This window comes from Minwuia sp., from assembly GCF_048263705.1.
Taxonomy (GTDB): Bacteria; Pseudomonadota; Alphaproteobacteria; order Minwuiales; family Minwuiaceae; genus Minwuia.
This window is the reverse complement of the sequence record NZ_JBLXDV010000009.1, coordinates 104611-116350: the sequence shown is the minus strand read 5'-3', so window position 1 is coordinate 116350 and position 11740 is coordinate 104611. Positions and strand designations below refer to the sequence as shown.

Sequence of the window (11740 nt, the reverse complement as noted above, 5' to 3'; positions counted from 1 at the left end):
CGGGCTGGTTTCGCGCGTGTCCTTCAGCCCCGTCCGTGCGGTGCGTCGAAATCGATGTCCGGCCCTGCGGACACCACGCGCGTCGGGTTCACGTGCGGATGGCTGTAGTAGTAGTGCCAGCGGATATGGGCCATGTTCACGGTCTCGGCGACGCTTGGCCACTGGTAGAGCTCGCGCGTGTGAGCGAACAGGTTTGGATAGTCCACCAGACGCCGGACGTTGCACTTGAAATGCCCGTGATAGACATGATCGAAGCGGATCAGCGTCGGAAACAGCCGCCAGTCCGCCTCCGTGATCCGGTCGCCGGCCAGATAGCGCTGCTGCCCCAGCCGGTCTTCCAGCCAGTCCAGCGTATCGAACAGCGCGGTGACGGCCTCATCGTAGGCTTCCTGCGTGGTCGCGAAGCCGGAACGGTAAACGCCGTTGTTGACGGTTTCATAGACCCGCGCGTTGACCAGATCGATCTCGTTGCGCAGGTCTTCCGGATAGAAATCGTCCGCGCTGCCCGTCAGATCGTCGAACGCGGAATTGAACATCCGGATGATCTCGGACGACTCGTTGTTGACGATGCCGCCGGTCTTCTTGTCCCACAGCACCGGCACGCTGACCCGTCCCGTGTAGTCCGGCTGGTTGGCGGTGTAGACCTGATGCATGTAGGTGAAACCGTTCACATGGTCTTCCGTCGCCCCCTCCCACGGCGTGAACTCCCAGCCGTTTTCCAGCATCAGCGGGCTGACGACGGAAACGCCGACATGATCGCGCAGGCCCTTCAGCGCACGAAAGATCAGCGTGCGGTGCGCCCACGGGCAGGCGTATGAGACGTACAGGTGGTATCGGCCGGATTCGGGCGCGAACGCGGTGCTCCCATCGCTCCTGATCCAGTTCCGCAGCTGTGATTCCGTACGATCGAACGCGCCTTCAGCCGAAGGCTTGCGTGCCTTGTCCCGCCATACGCCGTTTTCGAGCAGACCCATCGCGACTGTCCTTTTCTGACTGATGACCTGACAGATAGGGTCTTGGCGCTTGGTCTCCAGCCGGACACGTGGAAGTATTCGGTTTCCAGTTGGAAACAAAGGCAGGCGCGATGCACGATCTGACGGCGATGGCGGTGTTTGCGGCGGTGGCCGAGGCGATGAGCTTCAGCCAGGCGGCGGATCGGCTGGGCCTCTCGAAATCAGCCGTCTCGAAACAACTCGCCCGGCTGGAGGAACGCCTGGGCGCTCGGCTGGTGAACCGGACCACGCGGCAGATCAGCCTGACCGAGGTCGGACAGACGTACTACGGCTATTGCGCCCGGATCCTGGCGGAGGCCGAGGCGGCGGATCAGGCCGTCGCGCAGTTGCAGGATGGCCCGCGCGGACGTCTGAAGGTCAATGCGCCCATGAGCTTCGGCACCATGCATCTGGCACCGGCGGTCGCCGCCTTCATGTGCGCCTATCCGGAAGTGACGGTCGACCTGGAACTCACCGACAGCTTCGTCGACCTGATCGAACAGGGCGTGGACGTCGCCATCCGTATTACGCAGATGGCGGATTCCAGCCTGATTGCCCGGAAACTGGCCCCCAGCCGGGCACAATTGCTGGCCAGCCCGTCCTACATCGCGGCCCACGGCCAGCCGCAGCATCCGCAGGACCTGAAGCAGCATCGGATGCTGATCTACACGAATGCGTCCGAGACCGCGCTGCTGTCATTCACCAGAGGCGACGAGACCGTACAGGTCGGCGTGGATGGCCCCCTGCGGTCCAACAACGGCGAGATACTCCGGGATGCCGCCATCGCCGGACGAGGGCTGGTGATCGACCCGACCTTCATCACCTACAAGGCCATCCGTGCCGGGACGCTGGTGCCGCTTCTGACGGACTGGGTGCCGCAGGACCGCAACATCCACGCGGTATACCCGCATCGCAAACATCTCTCGCCCAAGGTGCGGGCCTTCATCGACTTCCTGGCGAACCATTTCGGCGATCCGCCCTACTGGGATGAGGGAATATAGTCCTATTTGATGGAAAGTGACTTGCGGGCCAATCCAGAAAAAATTCTCATTTCGTCAAGAATGTTTGCCGTACCAGTCAGGTGCAAGTCAGCTTCCTTCTGAATATGTTGCGCAACGATTTCATCACAGAGATCGATAAAGTATGGATTGCCTGAAATGAGAAACCCTCGCGCCAGCCTTTCGTAAAGGAGAGAGAAATCTGTCTGGCCAGAGTTTTTTGTTTCCGAAAGTACGATCTGCTCGAAATCTGCGCGCTCTTCGACCTCACGAAAAGACTGAAGAAGCTTGCGTTCAAATGTCTTGCGTCTTCTCCCATCGTATTCTGCGATGTCTGCACGAACCAGATCTGACGGCGCGATAGCGTGAACCGATTTCGCGATTACGACCGGTTTACCCAACATGCTCGCAAATCCGAGTTCCAAACAGATATTTGCAAGACTCTCCGGACGCGTATCTTCAGAAAAAATTGCAATGGTGAAACCAGAGGATCGAATGAGAGAAACAATTCTTGCCAAGAAATCGGGCGATCCCGCGCTATGATCCGCGTCTATAGCTGCAAATCCGAAGTCTTGCAGTTTTTCAACGACCACGCGGTGCATGGCTGTATCAACGTCAGGAGGGTTGCCGATCTGGCGTAGTATAAAGGCATGTCGGGGCAGCAACTGACGAGGCAACTCATCAAAAACCGTTTCCGAGGTTGGCGAATAAAGCCGCCTCATACCTATTTCTTAGGTTTCGAAGCGATCCGAACGCCTTTATATGGACCGGGAGTTTTTTTGTGATCTATAATTCGACCTGTCGAGGTGTCGAGTTTTACATACCGGTTGGTTGCCGGATTTTTCACCTGAACTCGATTTTTTACAGCACCTTTTCGACTGGCGCTTCCAGTATTTGCCGCCATCCGACGTCTCCAACAGGTCGTCTACCTCGTCTGTTAATGTAGCCTGAAACGCAGTTGTCTGAAAACGAATTTGCTATGCGCACCAAATGAAATTGGAGCCGACGTGCCCGGCACCTTCACCGGCGACAGTTTCGGATTTTCTGGCAGGAGCTTGAGTGGCCATGTCCACATCCAGGCACCGGTAATCCCTACGCCGCCGTGCCGTGGCAGTGCTTGAATTTCTTGCCGGAACCGCACGGGCAGGGGGCGTTGCGGCGCGTCCGGCCCCAGGTCGAAGGGTCCTCCGGATCAATCACTTCCGTGCGACGGCTGGCGACTGTTGCCGAGCCCGTCTGGCGGGCTTCGGCTGCGCCTTCCATACCGTCGGCCTCCGGATGCACCTTGATCAGTTCGTCGTCCGACGGGCCTTCGGGCCGCGCGATGTCCGCGTCCGCGTCGCCGACCTGGAACTCCATGTGGGCCAGCGCGCCGGTCACGGTTTCACGCATGCGGTTCAGCATGCCCTCGAACAGTTCGAACGCCTCGGCCTTGTATTCGTTCAGCGGGTCCCGCTGGGCATAGGCGCGCAGGCCGACGGCCTGACGCAGGAAATCGAGCTGCTGCAGATGTTCCTTCCAGGTCTGGTCCAGAATCTGAAGTGTCAGGCTCTTCTCGATCATGCGCATCACAGGCGGCGTGTAGCGCGCTGCCTTCTCGGCCATGTGCCGGTCAACCGCCTTGTTGATGCGTTCGACGATCTCCTCGTCGGCGATGCCTTCCTCGGCGGCCCACTCGACGACGGGCAGTTCCAGGCCGAAGATCCGCTTGACCTCCGCTTTCAGGCCTTCCGAGTCCCATTGTTCGGGGTAGGCGTTCGGCGGGATGAAGCGGGCGACCGTGATCTCGACGGTCTCCTGACGCATGCCGGAGACAGTCTCCGAGATTTCGTCGGCATCCATCAGTTCCAGGCGCTGTTCGTAGATCACCTTGCGCTGATCGTTCATCACATCGTCGAACTTCAGCAGGTTCTTGCGAATGTCGTAGTTGCGGGCCTCGACCTTCTGCTGGGCCTTCTCCAGCGCCTTGTTGATCCACGGATGGACAATGGCCTCGCCTTCCTTCAGGCCCAGCCGGCGCAGCATCGTGTCCATGCGTTCGGAACCGAAGATGCGCATCAGGTCGTCTTCCAGCGACAGGAAGAAACGCGACGCGCCGGGGTCGCCCTGGCGTCCTGAACGTCCGCGCAACTGATTGTCAATGCGGCGGCTTTCGTGGCGTTCGGTACCGATGACGAACAGGCCGCCTGCGGCAACGACCTTCTCCCTGTCGGCAGCGACCTCTGCGGCGATCCGGGCCTCCAGTTCGGCCCGTTTGCTCTCGTCGCGCTGATCGCCCAGTTCGTTCGCCAGCCGCATGTCCAGATTGCCGCCCAGCTGGATGTCGGTGCCGCGCCCGGCCATGTTGGTCGCGATCGTCACCGAGCCGGACTGGCCCGCAAGCGCGACGATCTGGGCTTCCTGTTCGTGGTGGCGGGCATTCAGCACGCTGTGCTTGATCTTGCGCGCTTTCAGCAGTTCGGAAAGGGCCTCGGATTTCTCGATGGAAACGGTGCCGACCAGAACCGGCTGGCCCTTCTTCTGGCATTCCTCGATCAGATCGGCGATGGCAGCGTTCTTCTCGGCGGCGGTCCGGTAGACCTCGTCGTCATAGTCCTTGCGTGCCACGGGCACATTGGTCGGAATCTCGATGACCGGCAGATTGTAGATCTGTTCGAATTCCTCTGCCTCGGTCGCCGCGGTGCCGGTCATCCCGCCCAGCTTGTCGTAGCCGCGGAAGTAATTCTGGAAGGTGATCGAGGCGAGGGTCTGGTTCTCGGGCTGGATGGTGACGCCTTCCTTGGCCTCCAGCGCCTGATGCAGCCCCTCGGAGTAGCGCCGGCCTTCCATCATGCGGCCGGTGAACTCGTCGATGATGATCACCTTGTCGTCGCGCACAATGTAGTCGGTATCGCGCTGGAACAGCTTGTGGGCGCGCAGGGCCTGGTTGAGATGGTGAACGATTCCGACGTTCTCCATGTCGTACAGGCTGGGCGCGTGCAGCATCTCCAGTTCGGTCAGCCGCTCTTCCATGAACTGCTGCCCGTCTTCGGTCAGGCTGGCCGAGCGCGCCTTTTCGTCGACCTCGAAATGTTCGTCCGACAGTTCCCGCACCAGGGGGTCGATCGTCGTGTACATGTCGGAGGAGTCTTCCGCCGGACCGGAGATGATCAGCGGCGTCCGGGCCTCGTCGACCAGGATCGAGTCGACCTCATCGACGATGGCGTAGTGGTGGTCGCGCTGCACCATCTCGTCACGGCTGAATTTCATGTTGTCGCGCAGGTAGTCGAAGCCGAGTTCGTTGTTGGTCGCGTAGGTGACATCCGAGGCATAGGCCGCGCGGCGTTCCAGGTCGTTCATGCCGTGCACGATGCAGCCGACTGTCAGCCCCAGAAACCGGTAGACCTGTCCCATCCATTCGCTGTCGCGTTTCGCCAGATAGTCGTTCACCGTCACCACGTGGACGCCGCGACCGGTCAGCGCGTTCAGCACGACGGGCAGGGTGGCCACCAGCGTCTTGCCTTCACCGGTGCGCATTTCGGCGATACGGCCCTGATGCAGCGCCATGCCGCCGACCAGCTGAACGTCGAAATGGCGCTGTCCGAGGGTGCGCTTGGCGGCCTCGCGCACGATGGCAAAGGTCTCCACCTGAACATCGTCCAGCTTCCTGCCGCCGGCCACTTCCTGCTTCAGTTCGGCGATCCGCTGGCGCAGCTCATCGTCCGACTTCGCCTCGAACTCGGGCTCGAGCGCGTTGATCGGATCGACCTGCTTCTGGAAGGTTTTCACCAGACGGTCATTGGGCGTTCCGAAGATTTTTCGGGCAAAGGCGCCGATCATGAATAGTATTCCCTGAGGCAGATCAAATGGAGCGTCGGTTGCGGGCCGCGCAAAGGCAATGGCCCTCAATCGGGATCAAACGGTGACATAGGCGGGGCAGGTAACGCTGTCAACGCGGCGCGCCAAAGGTGGGTCATGCTTTCGAACACCAGATCGTCATCGCGCAGCGTTCCGGTTGTGACCGGGCGGCGCAGGGGTTATGTCAGCAGGCAGACATTTGTTTCTGCCTGATAAGGACCGTTTCATGCTTCATTACCGCCCTCTCGGGACCGCGCTGGCCTTGGCTCTGGCCGTCGCCGCGTCGCCCCTTGCCGCCCAGACGACAACGCCGGATACCGCCCAGACGCCCGCGGCCGCCCCGGTTGACGAGAATCCGGTCGCGGCGCGTGTGAACGGCGAGGAGATCCGGCTTTCCGAGGTCATGTCGATGATCAAGGACCTGCCGCCGCAATATCAGCAGATCCCGATCAGCGCGCTTTATCCGCTGCTGGTCCGCCGGGCCGTCAACAACAAGCTGATGCTGGTGGAAGCGCGCAAGACCGACATCGCCGACGATGCGGCGCTGAAGGCCGAAGTCGAGGCTTTCCGCGAGTCCAAGATACTGGAATTTTACCTGATCTCCCAGATCGAGAGCCAGATGACCGAAGACGCCCTGCGCGCGCGATATGATGAATATGTGAAAACGGCCGAGCCGGAACCCTCGGTGAAGGCGCGCCATATTCTCCTGAAGACCGAGGAGGAGGCCAATGCCGTCATCACGGAACTGAAGGGCGGCGCGGATTTCGCCGAACTGGCCAAGCAGAAGTCGACGGGCCCCAGCGGTCCGCAGGGCGGAAACCTCGGGTTCTTCAGCGAAGGGCAGATGGTCGCCGAATTCGAGAAGGCGGCCTTCGTGATGGAGCCGGGCACCTTCTCCCAGACACCGGTCAAGACCGAGTTCGGTTGGCACGTCATCAAGGTCGAGGAGCGCCGCGAGCATCCGAGTTTCGAGGAAAAGCAGGAAGACCTGCGCCGTGAGATGAGCGGCGAAGTGCTCACCGCGCTGGTCGATGACCTGCGGGGGGATGCCGAGATCGAGGAATTCCAGATCGACGGATCGCCGCTGCCCGCAGCGGATGCACCGGCTGAAGCGCCGAAGGAGTAGGTGCCCGTCCGACGGTGATCTGATGTGCTGACGTTCCCCGAGATAGATCCGGTCATCTTCCAGATCGGACCGCTGGCGATCCGCTGGTATGCGCTGGCCTATATCGTCGGGCTGGTGCTGGGCTGGCGGTACGCCATGCGTCTGGGACGTCGCACCGATACGCCGGTCCGACCGGAACATCCCGACATGTTCTTCGTGTGGGCGGCGGTCGGTGTGATTCTGGGCGGGCGGCTGGGCTACGTGCTGTTCTACGGTCTGCCCTTCTATCTGGACAATCCGTCCCAGGCCCTGGCCATCTGGCAGGGTGGCATGTCCTTCCACGGCGGCGCCCTGGGCGTGGTCGTGGCGGCTTACATCTTCTGCAGCGTGAAGGGCATCCCGAAGCTCAGCTTCGGCGACGTGTTATGCACGGTGGCACCCATCGGGCTTTTCTTCGGGCGCATTGCCAACTTCATCAACGGCGAGCTCTATGGCCGTCCGACCGATGTGCCGTGGGGCATGATCTTCCCCGGATCGGATGGGCAGCCGCGGCATCCCAGCCAGATCTACGAGGCCCTGTTGGAAGGCCTGTTGCTGTTCATCGTGCTGAATGTGCTGGTTCGCGCATACGGGGCCTATCGCCGCCCCGGTCTGATCTTCGGCGGTTTCCTCGCCGGGTACGGGATCAGCCGCTTCATCGTCGAATTCTTCCGCCAATGGGACGCCGGGCTCGATCCGCTGTTCGGCTGGCTGTCGCGCGGACAGCAGCTGTCCTTGCCCATGATCGCGATCGGCCTGTTCTTCGTGATCCGGGCGTTGCGGCGTGACCGTGTGGAAACCGTGGAGAAGGCCGCGTGAACCTTCTGGAAGAACGGTTGCGGATGGTGATCGGGGCGGATGGACCGCTGCCGCTGGATCGCTACATGACCCTCGCGCTGACCGATCCCGAGAGCGGATATTACGCCCGGTTGCAGGACATCGGCGGCAGCGGCGATTTCGTCACGGCACCGGAAATTTCGCAGATGTTCGGTGAATTGCTGGGTCTGTGGATGGCCGACATGTGGCGGCGGGCCGGGCTGCCGGAGGATCTGATCCTTGTTGAAGCCGGGCCCGGCAGAGGTACGCTGATGGCCGACGCCCTGCGGGCGATGCGCCGCGCCGCGCCAAGCCTTGCCGACGATCACGAGATCTGGCTGGTCGAGACGAGCGAAAGCCTGAAGACGATCCAGAAGGAACGCCTCGAAGGCTTCGACGTGCACTGGGCGGCATCGGTCGAGGACCTGCCCGAGCGGCCCATGATCCTGATCGCCAACGAATTCCTCGACGCCCTGCCCGTGCGCCAGCTTGTGCGCCGCGGTGACGGTCTGGTGGAGCGTGCCGTCGGACTGCACGATGACAGTCTCGCCATCGTCGAGATCGAACCGCAGGGGGATGTGCCGGCTGGCCTGCCGCCGATGACCGAGGGCGAGGTGATCGAGATCGGCCCGGCCCGCGCGGCGGCAGTCCGTGCCATCGCCGCGCAGATTGCATCGCAGGGCGGGGCGGCTTTGCTGATCGATTACGGTCACGAGATGACCGTGCCCGGTGACACGCTTCAGGCGATGAAGGGGCATGCCTTCCATCCCCTGCTGGAAGCACCGGGCGAGGCCGACATCACGGCGCATGTGGATTTTGCGGCTGTCGCTCGTGCCGCCGACGCCGGGGGGCTCAGCGTTCACGGTCCCATCGGCCAGCGTCAGTTCCTGCTGCGCCTGGGCATCGAGGCGCGACTGGCGCAGCTTCTGAAGAATGCCGATCGCGAGACCGGTGCCGGATTGACCGCCGGATTCCGGCGGCTCACCGATCCGACGCACATGGGGCACCTTTTCAAGGTATTGTGCATCTCCCGCACGGACATCGGAGTACCCACCGGCTATGTCACTGAAGAAGCTTTCGGCACCCGCGCTTGAGGCCCTGACGGGGGTCCGCCACGGTTGGTATACGCGCGCGGGCGGTGTTTCCGAAGGCATCTACGCGGGATTGAATGCGGGTCTCGGTTCGGATGACGACCCGGCGAATGTGGCCGAGAACCGGCGCAGGGTGGCCGCCGACATGGGTGCCGATCATCTGCTCACCGTGCATCAGCACCACAGTCCGGACGTGTTTCTTGTCGACGGGCCCTTCGATGGCGCGCCGCCGAAGGCGGATGCGATGGTCACGCGCACGCCTGGGATTGCGCTCGGCATCCTGACCGCGGACTGCGGGCCTGTGCTGTTCGCTGACCCCGAAGCCGCCGTGATCGGGGCGGCGCACGCGGGGTGGGGCGGCGCTTTCGGCGGTGTCCTCGAGGCCACGCTGGAGGCGATGGAGAAACTGGGGGCATTGCGCGACCGCATCGTTGCGGCCCTGGGGCCGACGCTGGCACAGGCTTCCTACGAGGTCGGCCCGGAGTTCCTGGAACGGTTCACCGATGCCGATCCCGACAACCGGCGCTTTTTCCGGCAACCGGCGGACGCACCGCGACCCTTCTTCGACCTGCCCGGCTATATCGCCGCGCGCATGGCCGCGGCCGGAATCCCTGCTGACCGGTTTACCGACCTTGCACGCGACACTTATGCGGAAGCGGAGCTGTTCTACAGCTACCGCAGGAGTGTGCACCGGAAAGAGCCCGACTATGGCCGTCTGATCGCGGCCATCATGCTGACGGGGAGGTGACCTGCCCGTGACCGTGCGACAGCCCGCGACCTGGGCCTATCTGGCGGTATTCATCGGTGTGCTCGGGCACTCGACCAGTGAGTTCGTCTCGGTGCTGACGGGGGTCTCCGGTCCGGAAGTCTCGGTCTGGCGTTATGTGCTGGGCGCTGCCGGACTTGTCCTGTTCGCGCTGCTGCGCCCGGCCACGCGCGATTTCTGGCGGCCGCTGGCGGCGGAACCCGTGCGCATCGTTCTGCTCTCGGTCTTCGGGATCAGCCTGCCGATGCTGATGTTTCACTGGGCACTGGACTTCGCGACCGTCATTCAGGTCGCCACGCTGACCACGACGATCCCGATCTGGGTGGCCGTGATCAACGCGGCGGTCAATCGCCAGCCGCTGGGTCCCGGCAAGATCTTCACCGGCATCGCCGCCTTTCTCGGGATCGTGGTTCTTCTGACCGACGGATATCTGGAGAAACTCTCCGGCGATGGCGACAATCTGTTCGGCATCTTTCTGGGGCTGGCCTGCGCAGCGACCGGTTCCGCCTATTCGGTGCTGGCGAAACCGCTGATCCTGCATTACGGCGGTGTGCGCATGATGGCGCTGACGGCGGGGATCGGTGCACTGGGACTCTGGGTCATCGTCGGGGCCGCCTGGGGCATCTGGGTGAACCCGTTCACCCTGCTCGACCGGCCGGCGGGCGAAGCGCTGGCGCTCGCGACCATCGGCATATGGAACACGACCATCGGCATGCTGCTCTGGTTCTGGGGGCTTGCAGCCGTACCTGACATTGCGCGAGGCTCTTATCTGTTCTTTCTCAAACCCGTGATCGCGGCGGGCTTGTCACTGGCCCTGCTGTCCCAGCCTGTCAGCTGGCTGCAGTTTGTCGCCATCGCAGTGATCTGCGGTGCGGTGGCCATCGAATTCTTCTGGCCGCGCCTGACGGGACAACACGCACGGAGCTGACGCATCATGGCCTTGCATTTCACACGCGACGAGTTCGACGCACGCATCGGCGCGACCTGTGCCGCCATGAAGGACCAGCGGCTGGACGCCCTGCTGATGTTCCGACAGGAGAGCATGTATTATCTGACCGGTTACGACACGTTCGGATATGCCTTCTTCCAGTGCATGGTTCTGACCGCGGATGGCCGGATCGTGCTGCTGACCCGGGCACCGGACCTGCGGCAGGCTCAGATCACCTCGACGGTCACCGACATCCGGATCTGGCGCGATCGCGAAGGCGCGAATCCGTCCCTCGACCTGAGGGAAATTCTGGAAGAACTCGATCTGGACGGCACGCGGATGGGTGTCGAACTGGAAGCCTATGGCTTGACGGGCCGGTCGCTGCGCATGTTCGACACCGCCATGGAAGGCTTCGGCGTGATGATCGACGCGTCAATGCTGATCAGCCGCCTGCGTCTGGTGAAATCCGAGGCCGAGATCGTCTATGTGCGGCGCGCCGGCGAACTGGCCGACGATGCGCTGGATGCCGCCCTGGCCGAATCGCGGCCCGGTGCGTTCGAGGGCGATATCCTGGCGGCGATGCAGGGTGCGGTCTTCAGGGGCGGCGGCGACTATGCCGGCAATGAATTCATCATCGGCTCGGGCGAGCACGCGCTGCTTTGCCGCTACCAGTCCGGCCGCCGTCATCTGGATCCGGTCGACCAGCTGACCCTGGAATATGCGGGCACCTATCGGCGGTACCACGCGGCGATGATGCACACCCTGCCCGTCGGCAGGGTGACCGATCGCCAGCGCGCCATGCACAGCGCCTGCCGGGATGCCCTGCTGGCCTGCGAGGATGCGCTCAGGCCGGGCGCGGCCATGGGCGATGTGTTCCAGATTCACGCCGATGTGTTCGACCGTGCGGGGTTCGGCGCGCATCGCCTGAACGCCTGTGGCTATTGCATGGGGACGGCCTATGCGCCGATCTGGATGGACTGGCCGATGTTCTACGCGGACAATCCGGTCGTGCTGCAGCCGGGCATGGCGTTCTTCCTGCACATGATCCTGATGGACAGCGACAGCGGGACCGCCATGACACTGGGCCGGTCGTCGCTGGTGACAGAGGCCGGGCCGGAAGTGCTCAGCCGTCACGACCTCGAACTGAAGGCGGTCTGAGCCATGCCCT

10 protein-coding genes are annotated in these 11740 nt (G+C 62.6%); 7 read left to right on the top strand and 3 right to left on the bottom strand.

What is annotated here, in order from left to right:
- Nucleotides 1–23: 23 nt before the first annotated feature.
- Complete coding sequence (locus ACN0X7_RS13935) at nucleotides 24–974, bottom strand: glutathione S-transferase family protein (protein ID WP_417518265.1); 951 nt, start codon at nucleotides 972–974, stop codon at nucleotides 24–26.
- 110 nt (nucleotides 975–1084) lie between these two features.
- Here ACN0X7_RS13935 and ACN0X7_RS13930 point away from each other — a divergent pair, with 110 nt between their 5' ends.
- Complete coding sequence (locus ACN0X7_RS13930) at nucleotides 1085–1993, top strand: LysR family transcriptional regulator (RefSeq protein ID WP_417518263.1); 909 nt, start codon at nucleotides 1085–1087, stop codon at nucleotides 1991–1993.
- Nucleotides 1994–1995: 2 nt separating this feature from the next.
- On the opposite strand, the gene ACN0X7_RS13925 is transcribed toward ACN0X7_RS13930, so the two are convergent.
- Both ACN0X7_RS13925 and secA read right to left on the bottom strand, forming a co-directional pair.
- Nucleotides 1996–2712, bottom strand: coding sequence for a hypothetical protein (locus ACN0X7_RS13925; protein ID WP_417518261.1), 717 nt, complete (start codon nucleotides 2710–2712; stop codon nucleotides 1996–1998).
- Between the two features lie 370 nt (nucleotides 2713–3082).
- The gene (secA, locus tag ACN0X7_RS13920; RefSeq protein WP_417518259.1) at nucleotides 3083–5809 is read right to left on the bottom strand and encodes a preprotein translocase subunit SecA; all 2727 of its coding nucleotides are present in this window, start codon (nucleotides 5807–5809) and stop codon (nucleotides 3083–3085) included.
- Between the two features lie 244 nt (nucleotides 5810–6053).
- Here secA and ACN0X7_RS13915 point away from each other — a divergent pair, with 244 nt between their 5' ends.
- From ACN0X7_RS13915 to ACN0X7_RS13890, 6 genes are read left to right on the top strand one after another with little or no spacing between them, the layout of a single operon-like run.
- Nucleotides 6054–6953, top strand: a complete 900-nt coding sequence (locus ACN0X7_RS13915; RefSeq protein ID WP_417518257.1) for a peptidylprolyl isomerase — start codon at nucleotides 6054–6056, stop codon at nucleotides 6951–6953.
- 24 nt (nucleotides 6954–6977) lie between these two features.
- Nucleotides 6978–7790: a prolipoprotein diacylglyceryl transferase gene (lgt, locus tag ACN0X7_RS13910; protein ID WP_417518255.1), complete on the top strand. Its 813-nt coding sequence runs from the start codon at nucleotides 6978–6980 to the stop codon at nucleotides 7788–7790.
- Nucleotides 7787–8881, top strand: coding sequence for a class I SAM-dependent methyltransferase (locus tag ACN0X7_RS13905; RefSeq protein ID WP_417518253.1), 1095 nt, complete (start codon nucleotides 7787–7789; stop codon nucleotides 8879–8881). The genes lgt and ACN0X7_RS13905 overlap by 4 nt, the downstream gene beginning before the upstream one ends.
- A complete protein-coding gene (pgeF, locus tag ACN0X7_RS13900) occupies nucleotides 8847–9626 on the top strand; it encodes a peptidoglycan editing factor PgeF (RefSeq protein ID WP_417518251.1) in 780 nt (259 codons plus the stop codon). The genes ACN0X7_RS13905 and pgeF overlap by 35 nt, the downstream gene beginning before the upstream one ends.
- A 7-nt stretch (nucleotides 9627–9633) precedes the next feature.
- Complete coding sequence (locus ACN0X7_RS13895; RefSeq protein WP_417518249.1) at nucleotides 9634–10572, top strand: DMT family transporter; 939 nt, start codon at nucleotides 9634–9636, stop codon at nucleotides 10570–10572.
- Nucleotides 10573–10578: 6 nt separating this feature from the next.
- A complete protein-coding gene (locus tag ACN0X7_RS13890; protein WP_417518247.1) occupies nucleotides 10579–11730 on the top strand; it encodes a M24 family metallopeptidase in 1152 nt (383 codons plus the stop codon).
- Nucleotides 11731–11740: the final 10 nt, after the last annotated feature.